At 55.9% G+C, this 21,235-nt stretch carries 19 protein-coding genes; 16 read left to right on the forward strand and 3 right to left on the reverse strand.

Annotation, left to right across the window (positions count from 1 at the left end):
• Positions 1-38: 38 nt before the first annotated feature.
• A complete protein-coding gene (locus NST26_RS01635) occupies positions 39-494 on the reverse strand; it encodes a hypothetical protein (RefSeq protein ID WP_036732735.1) in 456 nt (151 codons plus the stop codon).
• A gap of 370 nt (positions 495-864) precedes the next feature.
• On the opposite strand from NST26_RS01635, the gene NST26_RS01640 reads away from it, so the two are divergent.
• The 3 genes from NST26_RS01640 (at position 865) to sdaAA (ending at position 3,040) form a co-directional block, all read left to right on the forward strand.
• On the forward strand, positions 865-1,275 hold the full coding sequence (locus NST26_RS01640) for a GNAT family N-acetyltransferase (RefSeq protein WP_076083393.1): 411 nt from the start codon (positions 865-867) through the stop codon (positions 1,273-1,275).
• Positions 1,276-1,448: 173 nt separating this feature from the next.
• Complete coding sequence (gene sdaAB / locus NST26_RS01645) at positions 1,449-2,165, forward strand: L-serine ammonia-lyase, iron-sulfur-dependent subunit beta (protein WP_340978340.1); 717 nt, start codon at positions 1,449-1,451, stop codon at positions 2,163-2,165.
• Complete coding sequence (gene sdaAA, locus NST26_RS01650) at positions 2,162-3,040, forward strand: L-serine ammonia-lyase, iron-sulfur-dependent, subunit alpha (protein WP_036732726.1); 879 nt, start codon at positions 2,162-2,164, stop codon at positions 3,038-3,040. Before sdaAB ends, sdaAA begins: the two co-directional genes overlap by 4 nt.
• Positions 3,041-3,076: 36 nt before the next feature.
• Here sdaAA and NST26_RS01655 read toward each other — a convergent pair whose 3' ends face one another.
• The gene (locus NST26_RS01655; protein ID WP_076083386.1) at positions 3,077-3,379 is read right to left on the reverse strand and encodes a hypothetical protein; all 303 of its coding nucleotides are present in this window, start codon (positions 3,377-3,379) and stop codon (positions 3,077-3,079) included.
• Positions 3,380-3,451: 72 nt separating this feature from the next.
• Here NST26_RS01655 and NST26_RS01660 point away from each other — a divergent pair, with 72 nt between their 5' ends.
• Entirely contained in the window at positions 3,452-3,649 is a 198-nt protein-coding gene (locus NST26_RS01660; RefSeq protein WP_036732721.1) for a YwbE family protein, read from the forward strand.
• Here NST26_RS01660 and NST26_RS01665 read toward each other — a convergent pair.
• Positions 3,636-4,451 carry an HNH endonuclease gene (locus NST26_RS01665; RefSeq protein ID WP_076083383.1) on the reverse strand — a complete coding sequence of 272 codons (816 nt, stop codon included), beginning with the start codon at positions 4,449-4,451 and terminating at the stop codon, positions 3,636-3,638. The two genes, NST26_RS01660 and NST26_RS01665, sit on opposite strands and share 14 nt — an antisense overlap.
• Positions 4,452-4,750: 299 nt before the next feature.
• Here NST26_RS01665 and NST26_RS01670 point away from each other — a divergent pair, with 299 nt between their 5' ends.
• The 12 genes from NST26_RS01670 (at position 4,751) to NST26_RS01725 (ending at position 20,935) form a co-directional block, all read left to right on the forward strand.
• Positions 4,751-5,233: a hypothetical protein gene (locus tag NST26_RS01670; protein WP_340978341.1), complete on the forward strand. Its 483-nt coding sequence runs from the start codon at positions 4,751-4,753 to the stop codon at positions 5,231-5,233.
• Positions 5,234-5,285: 52 nt separating this feature from the next.
• The gene (locus tag NST26_RS01675; protein WP_340978343.1) at positions 5,286-6,299 is read left to right on the forward strand and encodes a LacI family DNA-binding transcriptional regulator; all 1,014 of its coding nucleotides are present in this window, start codon (positions 5,286-5,288) and stop codon (positions 6,297-6,299) included.
• Positions 6,300-6,408: 109 nt separating this feature from the next.
• Entirely contained in the window at positions 6,409-7,752 is a 1,344-nt protein-coding gene (locus NST26_RS01680) for a glycoside hydrolase family 30 protein (RefSeq protein ID WP_340978344.1), read from the forward strand.
• Between the two features lie 43 nt (positions 7,753-7,795).
• Complete coding sequence (locus NST26_RS01685; protein WP_340978345.1) at positions 7,796-11,023, forward strand: cellobiose phosphorylase; 3,228 nt, start codon at positions 7,796-7,798, stop codon at positions 11,021-11,023.
• A gap of 160 nt (positions 11,024-11,183) precedes the next feature.
• Positions 11,184-11,849: a hypothetical protein gene (locus NST26_RS01690; protein WP_340956477.1), complete on the forward strand. Its 666-nt coding sequence runs from the start codon at positions 11,184-11,186 to the stop codon at positions 11,847-11,849.
• Between the two features lie 197 nt (positions 11,850-12,046).
• Positions 12,047-13,000 (forward strand): ABC transporter permease, encoded by a 954-nt coding sequence (locus NST26_RS01695; protein WP_051478710.1) that lies wholly within the window; start codon positions 12,047-12,049, stop codon positions 12,998-13,000.
• 18 nt (positions 13,001-13,018) lie between these two features.
• The gene (locus NST26_RS01700; RefSeq protein WP_036732706.1) at positions 13,019-13,909 is read left to right on the forward strand and encodes a carbohydrate ABC transporter permease; all 891 of its coding nucleotides are present in this window, start codon (positions 13,019-13,021) and stop codon (positions 13,907-13,909) included.
• A 98-nt stretch (positions 13,910-14,007) separates the two neighbouring features.
• Positions 14,008-15,708, forward strand: a complete 1,701-nt coding sequence (locus NST26_RS01705; RefSeq protein ID WP_036732697.1) for an extracellular solute-binding protein — start codon at positions 14,008-14,010, stop codon at positions 15,706-15,708.
• A 66-nt stretch (positions 15,709-15,774) separates the two neighbouring features.
• Complete coding sequence (locus tag NST26_RS01710; RefSeq protein ID WP_036732696.1) at positions 15,775-17,673, forward strand: sensor histidine kinase; 1,899 nt, start codon at positions 15,775-15,777, stop codon at positions 17,671-17,673.
• The gene (locus NST26_RS01715) at positions 17,666-19,249 is read left to right on the forward strand and encodes a response regulator (protein ID WP_340978346.1); all 1,584 of its coding nucleotides are present in this window, start codon (positions 17,666-17,668) and stop codon (positions 19,247-19,249) included. The genes NST26_RS01710 and NST26_RS01715 overlap by 8 nt, the downstream gene beginning before the upstream one ends.
• Before the next feature lie 205 nt (positions 19,250-19,454).
• Complete coding sequence (locus tag NST26_RS01720) at positions 19,455-20,258, forward strand: aminoglycoside N(3)-acetyltransferase (protein ID WP_340978348.1); 804 nt, start codon at positions 19,455-19,457, stop codon at positions 20,256-20,258.
• 38 nt (positions 20,259-20,296) lie between these two features.
• The gene (locus NST26_RS01725) at positions 20,297-20,935 is read left to right on the forward strand and encodes a histidine phosphatase family protein (protein ID WP_340978349.1); all 639 of its coding nucleotides are present in this window, start codon (positions 20,297-20,299) and stop codon (positions 20,933-20,935) included.
• The last annotated feature ends 300 nt before the right edge of the window (positions 20,936-21,235 follow it).

Here is a 21,235-nt window from a genome sequence, read left to right on the forward strand (position 1 = left end):
GCCCTCCCCAATGCTCCGCCCTGCCTGAACCCGCCAGGTCAGAACAAGACCAGACAGATCAGCGGAATGAACAGAGCGAAGAAGGGAAGCAGGATCGGGAAGCGTTCGCCCGCGATCTGGGCGATGCGGAATAGCAGCAGGATTGCGAGGCCGGTAAGGCCGGAGACAAGGGAGTCGCCGCCCTGCTCCGCAGCGAGCCACAGGCCGGCGCCATAGCCGGCAATGGCGTACAGGGCCAGCGCCGGGCTGAGCGAGGTGGAGCGGAACATGCGCAGGAGCGCATCGGCCAGGATGGCAGCCGGCAGGCCGTAAGCGTAGATGGCATAAGGCACCGATACCGGCCAGCCGGACGGAATTCCGTTCTCATAGCCATGGATCAGCATGAACAGGGAGATCAGGATGAAGGTCAATCCGGCGGCCGACAGCTTGGTCAGAGCGTACATGCCCGCATTCAGGCGGACAGAAGGCAGGTTGAAATCCTTGTGTTGATTCATCGCTATACATCCTCTCGGGTTGGGAATAAACAAGGCCGGCGTGACCGGCTGAAGCCTGGACATGGATCAGCTGGTAACGGTCCTGGTGCTGAGGGGGAAAAGCAACAGGCTGCACATGGGAGACCGTCTTTTCAAAATATAAGAAACTTATAGGTTTCACACGATAACTTATCCTTCTATTTCTCGCTGAAACGGTACCGTCCTTTCAAAGGACGGCAAAGCTGTTTCCACTTGCCATAATAAGGATACATGGGGTTCATCGGCGGTTACTCCTCCTTGCCTGCTCAGCTCTTCCGTATATGGGTATGCATGCGCCCAGAAAAGCGTGCGGCGTGAAGTGGAGTCATAAACATAGAAATGGGGAGAATGCATGATATATAGAGCAATGATAGGGGACGATTACGAGGCGGCTTACCGGTTGTGGGAGAATACGGACGGAATGGGCCTCAGTGAAGCCGACTCACGTGAGCATATTATCCGTTATCTGGAGCGGAATCCGGGGATCAGCCAGGTATGCGTGAAGGAGGACGGTACCCTTATGGGCACAGCGATGTGCGGGCATGACGGACGCAGAGGCTATATGTATCATGTGGCTGTTGACAGCAGCAGCCGGGGAAGCGGTGCAGGCCGTGAGCTGGTGAGGCGTTGCCTCGCGGAACTGCGGGAAGCAGGCATCACTAAATGCCATCTCATGGTGATCGAAGATAATGCCCTTGGCCGCAGCTTCTGGACCGGTATCGGCTGGCAAGAGCGGGACGGGCTGTTGCTTTTCTCAAAATAAGAATGTATAGGTTTCACGTTATAAATTATCCTTCTACTTCCCTCACAATTCATGTAATAGTGTAGCTTTGGTGCGGACGCAGTATAATATATAGGTGCTGTACAATGAGCGGATGGACATCATTACATCATTCGCTGTACATGGCCGAATTCAGATAGCGGGAGACCAGAACTATGAGATTTAAAGATGTATTCTCAATTATAGGTCCGGCCATGGTCGGGCCTTCCAGTTCTCATACAGCGGGAGCCGCGCGGATCGGGCGGGCCGCAAGGCAGGTGCTTGGTGAGCTGCCGCGAGAGGCCGAGGTTACGTTCTTCGGTTCTTTTGCCGCGACTTATCAGGGACACGGGACAGACCGGGCGATCGCCGGAGGTCTGCTTGACTTCGCCACGGACGACCACCGGCTGCCGGATTCCATTGAGCTTGCGGCCAAAGCCGGGATGAGCATCTCCTTCGGTCAGGGAACGGGGCTGTTTCCCCATCCCAATACGGTCCGTCTGCGCCTTACAGGCAGGGAGAGCGGGACGGAGATGACCCTTACCGGCACATCCATCGGCGGCGGCAATATTGAGATTGTAGATATTGACGGCTTCAGCGTGAAGCTGACCGGCATGTACCCGACGGTGCTGATTCAGCATATGGATTATCTGGGTGTGCTGGCCAGTGTTACGGATGTCATGCGGGAGGGCCAGTTCAATATCGGACATATGTCACTCGACCGGAAGAACCGCAGCGGGGCGGCCTTGACGGTGCTGGAGCTGGATGAGCCAGCCACGGCGGAGCTGCTGGAGAAGCTGCGGGCGCTTCCGGCAGTGAACAGCGTCAAGGTAGTCGATTTGAACGGCAATACACAAGAACAGACACAGAAGGGGAAGGACATCACAACATGAATTTTCAAACACTCAGCCAGCTTGCTGTACTATGCGGGGAGCGGGAGCTTGGAATCGGTGCTCTGATGCTTGAGGAGCAGAGTGCCGAATCCGGCCGTTCCCAGGAGCAGGAATTCGCCACCATGCGTGAGTATTACGGGGTAATGAAGGAAGCGGTGCAGCGCGGCATGACCGAAGATACCACCTCACGCAGCGGCTTGACAGGCCTGGATGCCCAGCGGGTGGCCGCCTATAATGCAGCGGATGAGCCTTGTCTCGGGGGACCGGCAGGCCAGGCGATGGCGTATGCCCTTGCCGTCTCTGAAGTGAACGCTTCTATGGGCCGGATTATTGCCACACCGACTGCCGGCTCCTGCGGAATTATCCCCGGTGTGTTCCTGAGCTGTCAGGAGCGCTTCGGCTGGGACGATGATTATATGGTCTCCGGTTTGTTCGCGGCTGGAGCGATAGGGTATGTTATTGCTAATAATTCTTTTGTATCGGGTGCGGAAGGCGGCTGTCAGGCCGAGGTGGGCTCAGCGATCGGTATGGCGGCCGGAGCCTTGACCGAGATGCGCGGCGGGACTCCGGCACAGGCTGTACATGCGGTAGGGCTCGCGCTCAAAAATACACTGGGGCTGATCTGTGATCCGGTAGGCGGACTTGTGGAGATTCCATGCATTGTCCGCAACGGCTTCGGTGCCGTTACGGCGCTTGCGGCGGCGGATATGGCCCTGGCCGGCGTCCGCAGCGTGATTCCGTCCGATGAAGTGATTAAGGTCATGCTGGAGGTTGGCTCTGCGATGCCCGAGAAGCACCGGGAGACGGCCGGGGGCGGGCTGGCCCAGACCCCGACCGGCCGCCGGATTATGAAGGATCTGCGGAACCCGAAATAACCGCCCGGTCGCAGGCGCTCCGCAGTCTGCCGTTCATCAGAGCATACGGAAGCGTTCCAGGTGCTCCCATAAGCCCTCCTGCCTGAGAATCTCCACCTGCTTCGGGCCCATGAGGTCGAAGTGGGGGAACGGCTGGCGGTTATGAATATACCGCGCCGGGAGACCGTGCTTCCTGCACCACTCTCGCAGGCGGGGCAGATCGCTGCAGCCCACCTTGGTGACTGTTGTGATCTCAGGGTAACGTTTATCGATCCAGTAATGGGTCAGGAACGCAATCTCCCCTGCGGAGACGGCCTGTTTCCAGCGGGTTAATTCCGCCCGGTTGATTCCAAAAGCCATGGCTGTTCATCCTTATCTGTAAGAGTAAGTAGACTATATATTACGCGAATATTAGCGGAAGGAGAGTGTATTATGAACGGACAAGTAAGAGCAGATATCCGCCCCGGCATTCAGGTAGACATCGTGCTGAAGCAGGATCAGGCAACCGGCAAGCTCACGCACGGCACAGTGAAAGACATCCTGACCAACTCGCCCCGCCATCCGCACGGGATCAAGGTGCGGCTCTCGGACGGCCAGGTTGGACGGGTCAAGAACATTACCGGCTCATGAATTGCTCCACCAACTGGTCGGCCTTCGTCTGATTGCATAGATTGCAGGCACAGACGCAGTTATCCGGCGTAGTATGCCCGCCCTTGGCGCGGGGGAGTAGATGATCGATGGTATCCCCGTATTGACCGCAGAAATAACAGGTATAGTTGTCTCTCGTCAAAATATAGGCGCGGAAGTCCTTGTTGCTGTATAAGCGGCGGATCGTCCGCCGGTTCACGACGATGGCCGCATGCTCCTTGACCAGCGTCACGGCAAGCTCAAGGTCGATCTCCTGATGCCAGCGGCGGCCCTTATCGCTGTGCCCGCGCATGAGAATCATGCCCTTGGCCGAAGGAATCAGGGCAGAGGCATCCTGCGGATCGGGCTTCGGCCCGCGCTGCTGCGGAAGGCTGCGCCCGGTCTCGGCGGCATGCCGGGGACGCGCCTTGCCCTTAAGGCCTGGCGCTCCCGCGCTGCCTCTGGCGTCCCGGGCACGTTCCGGCCGGGAGGCTGGACGGGGCTGGGCCATGGGCGGCTTTGCCTTCTCGGGTGCAGCTGCCCCGGAGATAGAGACCTGCCCCTTGTCCCGCTTGAGGGGGCCGGCCGGTCCGGCCTGGCGCTCCGGCAGGGCAGGCGCTATGCTTGAATGCACTGGCGGCAAGGAAGCTTCGGCCTCGCGGAGCTTGCGGCATTCCCGGCACGCTCCGCGCCGGGACATGCCTTTGGCGCGCTTGCCTGTGCGCCTGCGGAATTCAGCGAGCGGCTTAAGCTGATGGCAGTACGCGCATTTTTTGGATGGTGGTAGAGTTGTGGTCTCAGTCATAAGTGTACTTGGCAGAAGCAGCCCTTAAGCCGCAACCGTCCAATCCCTTCTGTATTGTGAATGATAAGTACATATACTTGCATGCATCCATTGATGTCAGTAGTTGTCCTAATTGATACTAGTATAGCGTAAACCGCAGACATTCACACAGCAGGCACATCATGCAAATTTTCCGGAGTGTGATTTCTTTCCCGGCAATCTTGAGGAGAAATCTGTAAAATCTCAATAAAGCATAGGCGCTAACCAGAAATAGCCCTAATCCGTAGCCGGAAAATAGGTGCCTGAAATGAGGAATGAGGATGAACGCTGCTAAAAAAATGCCAGGTGCTGTTAGGGTGCTGTTGGTACTTCAAGGTTTTTTGAGCTTGGGGGCCATCGCAGGCGGGCTGGCGCTGCTAACTGATCCCAGCGGGGAAATGCTCGGTATGCCGGTCTCGGCAATGGTACGAATGCCCTTTCACAGCTTTGCGGTCCCTGGGCTGATGCTCCTGTTCGTATTCGGCGTGCTCCCGCTGCTCGTGCTGTACGGCCTCTGGAAGCAGCCGCAGTGGGCTTGGAGTTACGCCTTGACACCATTCAAGGAACGGCATGCGGCCTGGAGCTTTTCGCTCTATATCGGCTTCGGCCAGATTATCTGGATTATGGCGCAGACCTACATGTGGAACATGGTCAGCTTGATTCATGTGTTCTATATGTCGCTGGGAATGCTGATTCAGATCGTGACGCTGCTGCCTGAGGTCCAAAGATATTTTATGCTGGACGGCCGTGCCGAAAGAAGTTAGAATGTCAGTGAACATAAAAGGGCTTTCATTGAGCTGCGGGAGTGAACCGGAAATGACCACGATATACGATATTGCCAAAAGGACCGGTTACTCACCAACCACAGTGTCCAAGGCGTTCAATAACTATTCCGATGTGCGGGAGAAGACGCGTGAGGAGATTCTGCGTACCGCCCGGGAGATGGGTTATCTTCCCAATGCGCATGCACGTACACTGACGACCAAGAAATCCTGGACCATCGGTGTGCTGTTTGTGGAGAATACGGGGGCGGGAATCCGCCATCCTTTTTTCAGCGCAGTGATTGAGAGCTTCAAGCAGGTTGCCGTAGCCAAGGGCTATGCCCTCATGTTCATCTCGAAGGATGTAGGCGGCAAGCAGAGCGGATATCTGGAGAACTGCCGGATTCGCGGCGTCGACGGGGTGGTAGTGTTCCTCTCTGATTATGATGACCCGTATTTCCGGGAGCTGCTGGAGAGTGATATTCCGACCGTGGTGCTCGATTTCGAGACGGAGCTGTCGCATACAGTCTGCTCGGATAATATGACGGGTGCGCTGCAGGCCGTGGAGTATCTGGCCAGTCTTGGACACCGCCGGATTGCCCATATCTCGGGAGGCGGGAACACCTATCCGGGGCAACAGCGGGAGCTGGGGTACAGAACGGCGATGGAGCAGCAGGGACTTGAGGTGCCGGATGAATATGTGGCTGAGGGAGCCTTCTACGCGCTGGAGAATGGTTATGGTGCAATGAAGCGTCTGCTGGCGTTGCCGCAGCGGCCGACGGCTGTTTTTGCTTCGGGTGACTTGCTGGCCCTGGGTGCGGTAATGGCGGCCAAGGATCAGGGGCTTGCGGTGCCGGAGGATGTCTCTGTGATGGGCTATGACGACATTGAGCTTGCCGGATATGTTACGCCTGCGCTGACCACTGTACGACAGAATACCGAAATGCTGGGGACCCGGGCGGCGGAGCTGCTGCTGGCATCTATGAACGGTCCAGGTACGGCTCAGGAAGCACTTGTGCTGCCTGTGGAGATTATTGTGAGGGATTCCTGCGCACCGCCGCGCATGTGATGAAGGTGCGTACATTCAGGAATACCTTTTTTTTCGGCAAAATCGAAACCGGTTTCGATTTCTTTCGTCCCTGGTTTCGCCTAGCAAAAATAATAAAGGAGTGATAGACATGACAACCGTTCAAACCGTAGTCACCGCCAAAGATACAGGAGATCGCTTGAGTCGCAAGGATGGCATTCAGTTTAGCGCAGAGGGCACAGTAGCAAAAGCAGATATCGTGCTGCACCCGGAGCAGGCGTTCCAGACCATTATTGGTTTTGGCGGCGCATTCACAGAAGCAGCGGCGTATACCTTGTCCCGGATGAGTCCTGCGAAGCGCACAGAGGTCATCCGGCGGTATTTTGACCCGGTAGACGGGCTGAATTACAGTATGGGCCGTGTGCATATCCATAGCTGCGACTTCGCACTCGGCAATTATACGTATGTGGAGGATGGGGATACGGAGCTTAAGACCTTCGATATCTCGCGTGACCATAAGTGGGTTCTGCCGCTGATTAAGGATGCTATGGAGGTCCGGGGCGGACCGTTCACCATGCTGGCCTCCCCGTGGAGCCCGCCCGCCTGGATGAAGACGAACGGGGAGATGAACAACGGCGGCTCGCTGAAGCCGGAGTATGCGCCGATCTGGGCGCGGTATTATACCAAATTCATCGAGGCCTACCGCAAGGAAGGCGTTCCGGTCTGGGCCGTCTCAGTGCAGAATGAGCCGGCAGCGGTGCAGACCTGGGATTCCTGTGTGTACAGTGCTGAGGAAGAGCGTGATTTTGTCAAAAACCATCTCGGCCCCGTGATGCACGAAGCCGGAATGGGCGATGTGAACATCGTGATCTGGGATCATAACCGCGACATTATGGTCGAGCGTGTGACCCCGATTCTGTCAGACCCGGAAGCTGCACAGTATGTCTGGGGGACCGGTATCCACTGGTACGGCGGCGAGGAGTTCGGCAATGTGAAGCAGGTGCATGAGCTTTTCCCGGATAAGCATGTGCTGTTCACCGAGGGCTGTCAGGAGGGCGGCGTGCGTCTGGGAGAATGGTTCACGGGCGAGCGCTACGGCCGCAATATGATCGGCGATCTGAATGCCTGGACCGAAGGCTACCTGGACTGGAATCTGGTGCTGGATGAGACAGGCGGGCCGAACCATGTGGGCAATCTCTGCGATGCTCCGGTGATCGCGGATACGGCTACTGACGAGGTCCACTACAACAGCTCGTATTACTACATCGGGCATTTCAGCAAATTCATCGCTCCGGGTGCGGTGCGGATCGGCCTGGAATCGGCGGCAGAAGGTGTGCTGTCGGCCGCATTCCGTAATCCGGACGCCAGCCTCGCCGTGGTGCTGATGAACGAAGGCGGGGAAGCACGTACACTGACGCTGGGACTGGGCGCTGAGACTGCCGAATGCACGCTGCCTGCGCACTCTATCGCGACACATCTGATTACGCAGGGGTAGGCCTGCACTGCAAGCATTCATTGATATTTTAGGAGGAGTAAATATGAGCCGTTATACTTTTGACTCAGGAAAATTTGTGATCAAGCAGTTCCATGAAGGCAAGCCGTTCGCCAGCTTCCTGCCGGGCCTTGCCGGACTGAAGGGGATACCGATGTGGACATTCTATGTGAACCGCGGCCAAGGGATTAGCAGCTTCGGCGTGCGGGACAAAAACTCGCCGATCATGGAGTTCTCGCCGGCCAATATCTCCTACAAGAATGTAACATCGACCGGCTTCCGCACCTTCATCAAGCTGAAGGGGAACGCAGAGATCTATGAACCGTTCCAGTCGGCCCGCCCGGACCAGGCAGCCCAGCGGATCATGACCATTCTGCCGAACGGACTGACCATTGAGGAATCGCATGCCGGACATGGCCTGAAGACCACAGTCCACTATTTCAACCTTCCGGGGGATGATTATGCCGCGCTGGTCCGTCAGGTGGAGATTCAGAATATCGGCGGAGTTGAACTTGCGCTTGAACTGCTGGACGGTCTGCCGGAGGTGCTTCCGTTCGGAGTGGCGAACGGAGGCTATAAGGAGATGGGGAACCTTCTCCGCAGCTGGATGGATGTGTTCAACCTTGAGCACGGGATTCCGTTCTACAAGCTGCGCTCCGGCACGAATGACGATGCCGAAATCGGCAAGATCGAGAGCGGGCATTTCTATCTCTCCTCCACGGCGGAAGGAGAGCTGCTCCGCCCGCTTGTAGATTATGAAGTGATCTTTGGCGGAAATACGTCACTGACCTATCCTGACCGCTTCGCGGCGCTTCCGCTGGCCGAGCTGCTGGCACAGGCGCAGTATCCGGTCAACAAGGTGCCGTGCGGATTTAGCGGCACTGCCCGGACGCTTGCCCCCGGGGCTTCGCTGAAGCTGAACACCATCATCGGGCATGTAAATGATATTGCCCGGATTAATGAACGGACGGCGGAGCTGTGCCGTGAGGAGTATTTTGCCGCCAAGTCCCTTGAAGCTGCCGCACTGACCGAGGAGTTAACTGCGGATATCGCCACCCGGACGTCCTCGCCGATCTTTGACGCGTATTGCCGCCAGTCCTATCTCGACAATTTCCTGCGCGGGGGATATCCGTTTATCTTTGACAATGGGGAAGAGGGCTTCGTGGTCCATCTCTACTCCCGCAAGCATGGCGATATGGAACGGGATTATAACTTCTTCTCGCTGGCCCCCGAATATTATTCGCAGGGGAACGGGAATTTCCGCGATATGAACCAGAACCGCCGCAACGACGTCTTTTTCCATCCCAAGGTGGGCAGCTTCAATATCAAAATGTTCTATAGCCTGATTCAGGCAGACGGCTACAACCCGCTCAGTGTACAGGGCACCAGCTTCGAGATTCTGCCGGGTGCGGAGGAGCAGCTTAAGGCATGGCTGACCGGGGCGCTTGCAGAGCAGCATGCGGGACTTACTCAGCTCCTGGCCGGACGCTTCACCGCAGGCAGTCTGATTAACTATATTGCCGATCAGCAGATCGTGTTAACCCTAAGTGAGCAGGAATTCCTCAGCGGGGTGCTTGCGTTGTCGCAGCAGAACATTGAAGCCGCCTTCGGCGAGGGGTTCTGGTCGGATCACTGGACGTATAACCTGGACCTGGTGGAAGGCTATCTGGATATTTATCCTGAGCGCCTTGGAGAGCTGCTGTTCGGGGATGAGACGTATGCGTTCTACGACTCTCCGGCCTATGTCCTGCCGCGCAGCGAGAAGTACGTGATCAGCGGCGGCAAGGTGCGGCAGTTCGGAGCTCTGCTGGAGGATGAGGAGAAGCTGCATAAGCTGAAGCGCAAGGCATCCGGTACCGAGTGGCTGCGCACACAAGGCGGGCACGGGGAGATCTACCGGACCAGTCTGTTTGTGAAAATGCTGTCGCTCGCCCTGAACAAATTCGCCACGCTTGATCCATACGGTATGGGTGTGGAGATGGAGGCGAACAAGCCGGGCTGGAACGATGCGATGAACGGACTGCCGGGCCTGATGGGCTCGGGCATGAGCGAGACACTGGAGCTGAAACGGATGCTGGTCTTCATGGTGGAAGCGCTGGAGAACAGTGCCGGGCTTCCTTCCACAGTGGCTCTTCCATCGGAGATTGCGGCGCTGCTCACACAGGTAGGCCAGGCTGTAACGGAAGTGCTGGACGGTTCGCTGGCTGAGTTCCCGTATTGGGACCGTGTGGCCGCAGCGCGTGAGGCATACCGGGCGTCCGTTCGGTTCGGGATCACGGGCGAGACCGGCGAAGTCTCCCTTGAAGTGATCCGCGGAATGCTGGAGCAGTGGCTGCACAAAGTGGATCAGGGGATTGCGCGTGCGGTAGACATGGGCGGCGGACTGGTGCCAACCTATTTCCGTTTCGAGGCTACGCGCTTCCGGCCGGTCACGGATGCTGCCGGCGAGCCGGTCATCAGCGGCTATGGACTGCCGAAGGCAGTCGTAGAAGAATTCGAGGCTTCGGCGCTGCCGTATTTCCTGGAAGGCCCAACCCGCTGGCTGAAGACACTGGAGGATCAGCAGACCGCCAAGGCTATCTACAGCAAGGTGAAGCGGAGCGGGCTGTTCGATCCGGTCACCTCGATGTACCGGACTTCGGTATCACTGGAGGAAGAGGGGCATGAGATCGGACGCATCCGGGCGTTCACCGCAGGCTGGCAGGAGCGGGAATCGAACTTCCTGCACATGTCCTATAAATACTTGCTTGAGCTGCTGAAGGCGGGACTGTATGAAGAATTCTACAGTGAGCTGAGAACGTCGCTGATCCCGTTCCTTGATCCTGAGGTATACGGACGCAGCACGCTGGAGAATTCGTCGTTCATCTCCACCGGCGGCAACCCCGACCCTGCCACACATGGCAGAGGGTTCGTGGCCCGGCTGAGCGGATCCACGGCCGAGTTCCTGAGCATGTGGAGAACGATGATGGCAGGCAGCAGCCTGTTCGCTACCCGGGATGGCGAATTAACGCTGGCGCTGCATCCGGCTCTTCCCGGCTGGCTGTTCGACGAGCAGGGAGAGGTCTCCTTCAAGCTGCTGGGCAGCACGGAAGTGACGTATGTGAATCCGCGTCATGCGGATACCTTCGGCGACAGCAAGGCAGTTATTCAGACGCTGGCACTGACCTTCCGGGACGGTGCGGAGCGCATAATTACCGGTGGCCTGCTGCGCGGCGCAGATGCCGAAGCCTTGCGGCGCGGGGAGATTGCCGCGATCCGTGCGGTGATGGAATAACGGGCATAGAAAGTGGTGGATAGGAGGTCCTTGCGGGGGCCTCCTTTCTGATGTATAAGAAGTCTGGATTGAATGCGAAATACAGAATACAATGGCTGATGTGAAGTTGCTTATAATAATGGGTATACATCTGTTAACAGGAGAGGGGCAGGATGAAGGAATGAGCGAGCTTAAGATCGGACTGATTGAGAAATACTCCATGATTATTCCCGCCGCTGAACGGGAGACGTGGGAGGCTAAAGGCTGGACGGAAGAAAGTTCGTTCAGGGACTTCCACTATGAAGCGGAGGAAGGCGAGGCGATGATGACCGCCAGACCCCGGACGATGACAGAGATGGACAAGGACGCGCTGCTGGGCAGCAGGGCAGTGGGATTCTCTACCCATCTGGGAACCTATGGCATGGGAGGTCCCGGGTTCTTCGGACTGCTGCTGGAGAAGGAAGGCGTTAGACAGTATCTCGTATATGCCGTCTGGGCATCGGGCCAATATATTCTGCTGGACGGCAGAGTGATTGAATGCCACCTGAATTATAACAAGAGCCACCGGCCGTGGATATCCAGCTGGGCAGGGGAGCCTGAGGAAGAGCAATGGGATGAGCTGACGGCAAAAGTAACGGGGAGCGTGGTGTCCGCTGTCTGTCTGACCGATGAGGAGCTGCGGCTTGAGCTGACGCAGGAGGGGGCGCGATCCCAGCTTGTTTTCTACAAATACCATCAGGATCTGCCCCCGCTGGGAAACGGCCAGCCCCGCAAGCCTGCCTTTGAGGACGGCGTGATCGGTGACTATCTTGTTTTGTCGGAGGAGCATGCGGTTCTGCATGTGTAAGAGGCTCGGCTTGGGGAGCCCAGAAGAATACTCCAAGCCGAAATATGAGCCCCTAAATACGAAATATGAGGCCTTTTACCGTATACCTAAAACGCATACAATACTTACATAGAGATGAAAACGCTTCACATAAACAGATAGGTATCCTGGAGGTCCACACGATGGAGAACAAACGAAATACCAAGCAGGACCCGGTCATGGGTCCGCTCATTCCGGCGTCAATCGAAACCGGTTCAGGTCGGAAACATTCACTCTGGAGGAAATTTGTAGCCCAGCGGCATTTGCAGACGATGGCCCTGCTTGGCGTAGCCTGGATGATTGTATTCAACTACATTCCAATCTATGGCCTGATTATTTCCTTCAAGGAGTACAACATCGTCAAATCGATTGCCGAAGCCCCCTGGGTGGGCCTGCAGCATTTCAGGGAATTATTCGACGACGACGAGTTGCCCAATGTTATACGCAATACGCTGGGAATCAGTCTGATCAAGCTGATTATCGGATTCCCGCTGCCGATTATCTTCGCTTTATTTCTTAATGAGGTCCGTTCCCTCCGGTATAAGAAGGCGATTCAGACGATCTCCTATCTGCCGCATTTCCTCTCCTGGGTCGTGCTTGGCGGGATTCTGGCCACCTGGCTGGCCGATGTGGGGATTATCAATAGTATCCTGATGGCGCTGCACCTCATTGACCAGCCGATTACGTATCTGGCCGAGCCAAGCTACTTCTGGACCATTATCATTAGCTCCGACATCTGGAAAGAGCTGGGATGGTCAGCCATTATCTATCTGGCGGCGATCGCCGGTGTCTCTCCGGAGATGTATGAGGCGGCGACGATTGACGGAGCCGGGCGGTTCCAGAAAATGTGGTTCGTTACGCTGCCGTCCGTCCGGGGCACGATCAGCATTCTGTTCATTCTCGCGGTCAGCGGAGTGCTGAGCTCCAACTTCGACCAGATTCTGGTGCTGCGCAACTCGCTGAATGAAAGTGCTTCTAACGTCATTGACTATTATATTTATCAGACAGGTATTGTCTCTAACCGCTTCTCCTACTCTGCGGCGGTCACTCTGGTTAAGGCGGTCATTGCACTGATTCTGCTGCTGATTGCTAACCAGGTATCCAAAAAAATCAACGACACGTCGCTGTTCTAGAACAAGGAGGATCTATCTATGTTTGCACTCAAACGCAGAACCAAAGGCGAAGTCATCTTCGACATCATCAATAATCTGGTCATGCTCTGCGTCTGCTTCCTGACGCTCTATCCGATCTGGTATGTGCTGGTCAACGCCTTCAATGACGGCAATGACGCCATGCTGGGCGGAATCTACTGGTGGCCGCGCATCATCACACTGAAGAACTTCGAGGCGGTCTTCGCAAGTCCGGGCATTATGCTGGCGATGGCCATTACCGTAGCCAAGACAGTAGTCGGTGTTGCCGTGCATGTATTCTTCACAGCAATGGTCGCGTATGCTCTATCCCGCAGGGATCTGGTGGGCGGCAAAATCTACATTCTGATCGGTACGGTCACCCTGTTCTTCAACGGCGGGCTAATCCCGACCTTCCTGCTGAACCGCGACCTGCATCTGCTGGATAACTTCCTGGTCTATATCATCCCGGTGATGTTCAGCTTCTTCGACCTCATTATCTTCATGACCTTCTTCCGGGAAATTCCGGATGGTCTGGATGAAGCGGCGCGGATTGACGGGGCCAACGACTGGTCGATTCTGCTGCGGATTGTGCTGCCGGTCTCCATGCCGGTCATTGCCACCATCGCCCTGTTCCACGGAGTCTACCAGTGGAATGATTATTTTACAGGCATTATCTACATCAACAACGTGGATCTTCAGCCGATTCAGACCTATCTGTTCCGGGTCGTGGCCCAATCCAGCTCCAATACCATGATGACCGCTGTCCAGGGCAGCGCGGCCACAAGAACGGTCACCTCACAGTCGATCAAGCTGGCCACCATGGTCGTGACCACACTGCCAATCGTATTCGTCTATCCGTTCCTGCAGCGTTATTTCGTCAAAGGTATGATGATTGGTTCGATTAAGGGCTAAGTATCTGCAAGCCACAGGTAACTCCTCCAACGCCCGGGTGTCTGAAGGGCTACGGGGTTGAGCTTATAAATATTATGATCTAGAAAAGGGGTAAACAAATGGGCATGAAACATAAGCCGAAGAAAACGGTCCTGCTGATGTTGGGACTCATGCTGGCCTTATCTGCAACGGGCTGTGGTAACAGCAATAATGCTTCATCCGGAAACAAGGCGAATGACAAGCCGGCGAACACGGAGGCTACGGCGGCACCTGCAACAGACGCTGCAACTCCGGCACCTGCGGCTTCGGCCGATGAACCGGGCTGGAAGAGCGATACTTCACCGATTACCTTTGACTGGTATCTGAACTTTGCCTGGTTCCCGAATAAATGGGGTGTAGACCCTACTTCCCAATATGTGACCAAGAAGACCGGCGTTAACCTTAACTTCATCGTGCCTGCAGGCAATGAGAACGAGAAGCTGAACACGCTGATTGCTTCCGGCAAGCTGCCGGATTTCATTACCCTTGGGTTCTGGGAAGATGCGATCAAAAAAATGATTGAAGGCGATCTGGTTCTTCCGCTGAACAAGCTGGCCGATGAATATGACCCGTACTTCTACAAAGTATCGGATAAGGATAAGCTCGGCTGGTACACTCAGCCGGACGGCAATGTCTACGGGTATCCGAACTCCTCGTCCTCCCCGGCTGATTATAAGCAATATGGCGACGCCTATGTATCCAACCAGACCTTTGCGGTTCGCAAGGATATCTATGAAGCGATCGGCAGCCCGGATATGCGTACTCCTGAAGGTTTCCTCGCCGCGCTGAAGGCTGCGAAGGAGAAATTCCCTGAGGTGAACGGCCAGCCGCTGATCCCGCTGGGGCTGCATGAGTTTAAAGAGACCGGCAACGACTCGCTGGAAGGCTACATTCAGAACTTCCTGAACATTCCTTGGGAAAAGGACGGCAAGGTCTATGACCGTGAGACGGATCCGGAGTATGTCCGCTGGATGAAAACGCTCCGCCAGGCCAACCAGGACGGGCTCTTGGCCAAGGATATCTTCATTGACAAGCGTGCGCAGATGGAAGAGAAGATCGTACAAGGGCGCTACTTCGCCATGCTGTATCAGCGCACAGACTTCGCTTCCCAGCTCGGTACGATTTTCCAGAAGAACCCTGAGCAGGTGTACATTGCAGTTGACGGACCGGCCAACACCAAGATGGACCCTCCGGCCCTGGACGGCCCCGGAATCTCAGGCTGGACGGTGACCCTGATCTCCAAGAACGTGAAGGATAAAGCGCGTGCGATTAAATTCCTCAGCTATCTGAACAGTGAAGAAGGCCAAAAGGATCTTTTCCTGGGTGAAAAAGGGGTCAGCTATGATACAATTGACGGCAAGGACCAATTCCTGCCTGAAGCGCTGAAGCTGATGAACAGTGACCGCGGAGCCTTTGATAAGCAATACGGTTCATCCTTCACCTTCTGGATGATGCAGAACACCAATATTACCGAACAATGGAAGCCGGAATCTGTGGAGCCTTACAAGCAACTGGAAGACTGGACAAAGGGCAAATCCGTCAATACCTCTGAATTCCAATTGATTGACCCTACCGGCAACTCGCCGGAAGGCATTATCGCTACCAAACTGAAGGAACTGCGCGGTAAAACACTGCCGAAACTGCTGATGGCGGATTCCGATGCAGACTTCGATAAGATCTGGAGCGATTATCTCGCCAAGAAAGAAAAGGACGGCCAGGCGACCTTCGATGCCTACCGCCAGACGAAATATGAAGAGAACAAAAAGAAACTCGGAATGTAAGTTTTTAAATATAAGACCCATTGGCCCGCAGACTGCGGGCTTTTGGGCTATTTTCAAGAGGTGAGCATGCGCGAACGAACAGGGGCATTATGGAATTCCTTCCGCTATTGGTGGGGGCGGAGGTCACTGCAGAGCCGGCTGATTGCTGCATATATCTTCATTATTCTGGGACCCAGCCTGCTGGTGTCCCTCTATTCGTACAGAGCGATCAATAATACTTATAAGCGTGATTCTATTGAGAAGAACAGCTATCTCCTCCAGATGGAGAAGCTGTATGTGCTCAACCAGATTGAAGCGATGGAACGGGTCGCCCAGATGGCTTCCTCGGATAAAGGGGTGGAGAGCTATCTGGTCAGCGAGGATGAGCCTTCGCTTGGAGAACTGATCGATTTCAATACAACTACCTTTGTGAGCTTGAGCCAGATGCAATTCAATAATCCGAATATTGAGCATCTGCGGCTGTTCTCCAGCAATAAGAATGTGCATGAGCTGTGGCCGGTTATTTTCAGTGAGGACCGGGTATCGATGGAACCGTGGTTTCAAAAAGCGCTGCAGATGGAGGGACAGCATTACTGGTCCTTTCAGAAGCGGGATCCCGACCTCATGAAGCGCTACGCAGGGGAGGTGGAGGCTGGTCCGGCCAAGGTGTCGCTGCTTAAAGAGAAAAGCATTCCTGCCGGGCATCATGTCGGGATGGTGCAGGTCGATATGCAGCTGAGCAAGTTCGCACCTAAGGCATTCACCTCTGTGCAGGACAATGAATCGCAGATGATGATCGCAGATGAGGAGCTGAACCTGTTCACCCGGACGGACCACTCCTTCTTGGAGGAGAATCCGGGACTCTCTGCGGCCGTTAAAGAACGGCTGGATGTCTACCGTAAGATGGGCGGATGGGAGATGGATTACGAGGAGAACGGGAATTCATTCCTGCTGATTCAAGCGCCGCTGGAGCAGATTAATGCTTCCCTGGTCACGGTGGTCTCCATGAAGGGATTAATGAAGGATATTTCGCGTACCCGCAACCTGATTATTGGGGCGAATATCGTTTTTATTTTCCTGGTAACGGTCATTGCCTATATCATGAACGCATTTATTCTGAAGAATCTCCGCCGCCTGACCGAGACGATGAAGAAGGTCCGCAGAGGTGAGCCTTACGGCAGCATCCGGGTCAACGGCGGCGGTGAGGTCGGGGAGCTGGCCCATCATTTCTCGAAGCTGCTGAATACGATCAATACGCTGGTGGCCCAGGCGGTCCATAAGCAGGCGCTCTCCAAGGAAGCGGAGCTGCGCACCCTGCATAATCAGATCGATGCCCACTTTCTCTATAATACGCTGGAGAATATCAAGATGCTGGCCGAAATCGAGAACCAACGGACCATCTCGGATGCATTGACCCGGCTGGGCGGCATGATGCGTTATAATTTCAAGTGGAGCGGAGAATACGTCAAGCTGAGGGACGAGATCCGCCATATTGAGAATTATGTGGAGGTTATGAACATCAGGTTCGAGCATACCATCCGGTTAGAGCTGGATATTGACAGCGCTTATCTGGAAGTGGAGGTGCTTAAAATGTCGCTGCAGCCGATTGTCGAGAACAGTGTGAAGCATGCCTGGAATGCGGACGGAGTCGAGCTTAAGGACCGCGTGGTGCGGATTGATCTGACGGAGGTCGGGACGGAGATTCTAATTGTCGTGCGCGACAATGGTCTGGGACTGACGCCGGAGCGGCTGCTGGCGCTGCATGAGGCGATCTATGCGAAAGAGGAGCCTGGAGCGGACGCTTCCGGGATCAGCAGCGGAGGATATAAGGCGGGCGGCGTCGGACTGCGCAATGTGCACCAGCGGCTGCAGCTATTCTACGGTGAAGCCTACGGGCTGGAGGTACAGAGCGAAGCGGGAAAATGGACGGCCGTGTACATGTCACTGCCCAAAGTTCTATTGACGGGGGATAACAGCTATGACTAATCTGCTGATTGTGGATGATGAAAAAATGATCCGTTTAGGCCTGAAGGCGATGATTGAACGGGAATATCCGGCTGTCTACAGCATATCGATGGCGGGCAACGGCGCGGAAGCACTGGAGCTGTACAAACAGGAGCGGCAGGATGTGATTATCACCGATATCCGGATGCCGATCATGGACGGAATTACACTGCTGGCGCGGCTGTCTGCGGAAGCAGCGGCGGATGGGGCTCCGGCTGTCATTATACTCAGCGGCCATGATGATTTCGAATATGCCAAAAGCGCGATCCGCTACCGCGTCAAGGATTATCTGCTGAAGCCGATCCGCCGTGAGGAGCTGTTCGAGATTCTGGAGCGGATAGCCAAGGAAGGGGAAGAGCGGGAATTCAGCAGCCACAAGCAGCTGCAGGAAGCAGAGGGCTACCGCCGCGAGCTGCGGGCGGCCCGTCTGCGCAGCCTCCTGATGCAGCAGGAGGGCGAGGTATCGTCTGCGCAGCATGAGGAGCTTGCGGGGCTTGAAGTGCCTTTTACAGTAGGAGTGCTGAACTATTATCACAGTGACGGTACACGGATGAAGCCTGCAGAAGTGCAGGGGCTGCTGGAGCAGCTGGGCGGACCGCTAGAGCACAAATTCAAGGAGATTCTGACGGACGGAGACGGGAAGCTGGTGCTGGTCGGTGGCGGGGAGAGCTTCCTGGAGCTGGCCAAGAGGGCCGAGTCCAAGGAGCTTACGCGGCTGCTGCTCGGAATCAGCAGGGAGAGCCGCAGCGCCGGGCAGTTCCGCGCCTGTTATCTGGAGGCTTGCCGGGCGCTGCAATATACCTTCCTGTCGCCGCAGGCCAGCTTCGTGGACTATACGGATATTCAGGCTGGACGGCTGAGCTTCCCGCTCCCGGAGGAAGAGCTGCGGAAGCTGCTTAATATGCTGGGAACCGGGCGGGAGAAGGAAATCAAGGCGCTGCTTGGCGTTATTTTTCAGACGGAGCATCTGCTGAGGCTGGATCTGAGCTACCTGGAGAATGTAGGACGGAGTATGAATGAACGCGTACTGGATGAGGTGTTCCGTACGCATGGCGAAGCTTCGGTGGAGGTGCTGAAGCTCTACCGCCAAGTGGGCAACCTGCATAATTTCCGCCATTTCCACGACTATTACCGTGCGCTGGAGCATCTGCTCCTGAGCGTTAACGATTATATTATAGGCATCAAATCCGCTCATACCGAGCATGCCGATATGGAGGAAGCGCTGGCGTATATCGAAGCGAATTATGCGCGTCCGCTGAACATGGCGATGGTCAGTAATTATGTGTCCCTGAACTATTCTTATTTCAGTGAGGCCTTCAAGGCCTATACCGGGGAGAGCTTCGTGCTGTATCTCAAAAAAGTCCGCATCCGTCACGCCAAAGAGCTGCTGGCCGATAACCGGGTCAAGCTGGCCTCCGTCTCCGAGTCCGTCGGCTTCGAGAACAGCAAGCAGTTCGCACGGGTATTCAAGGAGCTGGAGGGTATCTCTCCCGGGGAATACCGGGCGAAGCTGCTGATGGGGCGTTATCCCGGCCAGGCTGAGGATAAGGAGTCTTAGGATTAGAGCAGCTGCAGGAATGATAATGAGCGGGAGTTAAGGGCCGGGTGGCAAGACTTGAGGTTCAAATATAAGAATTCATATGTTTCACATGAGGAATTATCCTTCTATTTCTCGCTGAAACGATACCGTCCTTAAAAGGACGGCAAAGTCGTTTCCACTTGTGATCTATGATAGGATAGATGGAAGGTCTGGAGGTATTTGTATGGAAGAGATCCAAGGAACACTGATTACGGCAGACAGACTTGCCGCCGATTTCCGGCAGCTGGGTGTGCAGGAGGGGATGACGCTGCTGCTGCACTCCTCCTTGAAGTCACTCGGGCAGTGGGTGGCAGGCGGACCCGTTGCCGTGATCCTCGCGCTGGAGCAGGTGCTGGGTGAAGACGGCACGCTGGTGATGCCGACGCAATCCTCAGACCTGACCGATCCGTCCGGCTGGAGCCGGCCGCCGGTGCCGGAGGCCTGGTGGCCGGAGATCCGGGAGCATATGCCGGCGTACGACCCGGACCTGACGCCTATTCGCGGTATGGGGATTATCCCGGACTGCTTCCGCAAGCAGCGGGGTGTGCGGCGCAGCAGCCATCCGATTGATTCTTTTGCCGCCTGGGGGAAGCACCGGGATGTCATTATTGACAGCCATGGCCTGGAATATGCCTTCGGAGAGCGGTCGCCGCTGGCCCGGATCTATGAGCTGGGGGGAAGCGTGCTGCTGCTTGGCGTGGACCATGGGAACAATACCTCGCTGCATCTCGCGGAGCACCGGGCCGATTATGCAGGGAAGCAGGAGGTTATCGCAGGTGCTCCGATGCTGGTGGATGGCGTCCGGAAATGGGTGGAGTTCAGTGATTACAACTGGAATTCGGATGATTTCGCTCAGCTTGGCGCGGACTTTGACAAGGAGACCGGGCGGATTGCCAAGGGCTTCATTGCAGCATCTGCGGCGCAGCTGGTCCCGCAGCGGGAGATTGTCGATTATGGGGTGAAGTGGCTGGAGCGCCGCCGCAGGTAATTATCGATACATACTTGGGTAAAGGGGAATCGGAATTCATGACTACTACGGTGTATATTACAAGACACGGGCAGACGGAATGGAATGTGCAGAAGCGGATGCAGGGTCATCAGGATTCGCCGCTTACGCCGCTGGGCGTCCAGCAGGCGGAGTGGCTGGGCAAGGCTATGAAGGATGTCCATCTGGACGCGGTCTATGCCAGCTCCAGCCCCCGGGCGCTGCGGACGGCAGAGATTATCCGGGGCGGGCGGGAGATCCCGCTTACCGCTTATGATGAGTTCAAAGAGATTAACCTTGGCGTCTGGGAAGGCCGGGAGGCCGGTGAGCTGGAGGAGCAGTACCCGGAGCAGCACCAGCTATTCTGGGGGGACCCGGCGCTGTTCAGCATCCAGGGCGGCGAGACCTTCGCAGCAGTGCAGGAGCGTGCGCTCGGCAAGCTGCGTGAGCTCATAGACCTGCACGAAGGCGGCACGATCCTTATTGCCACCCATACGGTAGTAGTGAAGGTGTTGATGGCTTATTTTGAAGACCGGGCCATGGACAAGCTATGGGATCTGCCCTACATTCACCCTACCTGCCTATGCAGAATTGATATTACTGACGGCGTGCCGGAGATTGTGCTGCACGGGGACACCAGTCATTATGTGACCAGTGAGGGCGGCTGGAGTCCTGAGTAGCAGTTACTGGATAGCAGCACAGCAGGTAGAGTTACGATAAACAGGCGATGCGCATGTGGCATCGCCTGTTTGGCGTGGGGCGGCGTAAGGCGTGCGCGGGAATTTTGCACATTGTGCAACACTGGGGCTCGCTAGGGGGCAGTGTGTAGGAATCCTGCATGAAATGCAACAATGGGGCTCGATAAGAACGGCCTGTGCGGAGATCCTGCACGAAATGCAACAATCCAGCTCCCGTTAGCCCCGAATCGCCCGAAATCCTGCAAAAGCTGCAACAATGTGCCATAATCAGTAACAAATTAA

This window comes from Paenibacillus sp. FSL R7-0128 (assembly GCF_038002245.1).
Classification (GTDB): Bacteria; Bacillota; Bacilli; order Paenibacillales; family Paenibacillaceae; genus Paenibacillus_AQ; species Paenibacillus_AQ silagei.

Coding starts and splice junctions, on each gene's coding strand:
- NST26_RS01705 (WP_036732697.1), top strand. CDS start 14,008: ATGGGCATGAAACATAAGCCGAAGAAAACGGTCCTGCTGATGTTGGGA.
- NST26_RS01685 (WP_340978345.1), top strand. CDS start 7,796: ATGAGCCGTTATACTTTTGACTCAGGAAAATTTGTGATCAAGCAGTTC.
- NST26_RS01655 (WP_076083386.1), bottom strand. CDS start 3,379: ATGGCTTTTGGAATCAACCGGGCGGAATTAACCCGCTGGAAACAGGCC.
- NST26_RS01690 (WP_340956477.1), top strand. CDS start 11,184: ATGAGCGAGCTTAAGATCGGACTGATTGAGAAATACTCCATGATTATT.
- NST26_RS01670 (WP_340978341.1), top strand. CDS start 4,751: ATGAACGCTGCTAAAAAAATGCCAGGTGCTGTTAGGGTGCTGTTGGTA.
- NST26_RS01715 (WP_340978346.1), top strand. CDS start 17,666: ATGACTAATCTGCTGATTGTGGATGATGAAAAAATGATCCGTTTAGGC.
- NST26_RS01725 (WP_340978349.1), top strand. CDS start 20,297: ATGACTACTACGGTGTATATTACAAGACACGGGCAGACGGAATGGAAT.
- NST26_RS01665 (WP_076083383.1), bottom strand. CDS start 4,451: ATGACTGAGACCACAACTCTACCACCATCCAAAAAATGCGCGTACTGC.
- sdaAA (WP_036732726.1), top strand. CDS start 2,162: ATGAATTTTCAAACACTCAGCCAGCTTGCTGTACTATGCGGGGAGCGG.
- NST26_RS01700 (WP_036732706.1), top strand. CDS start 13,019: ATGTTTGCACTCAAACGCAGAACCAAAGGCGAAGTCATCTTCGACATC.
- NST26_RS01660 (WP_036732721.1), top strand. CDS start 3,452: ATGAACGGACAAGTAAGAGCAGATATCCGCCCCGGCATTCAGGTAGAC.
- NST26_RS01710 (WP_036732696.1), top strand. CDS start 15,775: ATGCGCGAACGAACAGGGGCATTATGGAATTCCTTCCGCTATTGGTGG.
- NST26_RS01640 (WP_076083393.1), top strand. CDS start 865: ATGATATATAGAGCAATGATAGGGGACGATTACGAGGCGGCTTACCGG.
- NST26_RS01675 (WP_340978343.1), top strand. CDS start 5,286: ATGACCACGATATACGATATTGCCAAAAGGACCGGTTACTCACCAACC.
- NST26_RS01720 (WP_340978348.1), top strand. CDS start 19,455: ATGGAAGAGATCCAAGGAACACTGATTACGGCAGACAGACTTGCCGCC.
- sdaAB (WP_340978340.1), top strand. CDS start 1,449: ATGAGATTTAAAGATGTATTCTCAATTATAGGTCCGGCCATGGTCGGG.
- NST26_RS01695 (WP_051478710.1), top strand. CDS start 12,047: ATGGGTCCGCTCATTCCGGCGTCAATCGAAACCGGTTCAGGTCGGAAA.
- NST26_RS01680 (WP_340978344.1), top strand. CDS start 6,409: ATGACAACCGTTCAAACCGTAGTCACCGCCAAAGATACAGGAGATCGC.
- NST26_RS01635 (WP_036732735.1), bottom strand. CDS start 494: ATGAATCAACACAAGGATTTCAACCTGCCTTCTGTCCGCCTGAATGCG.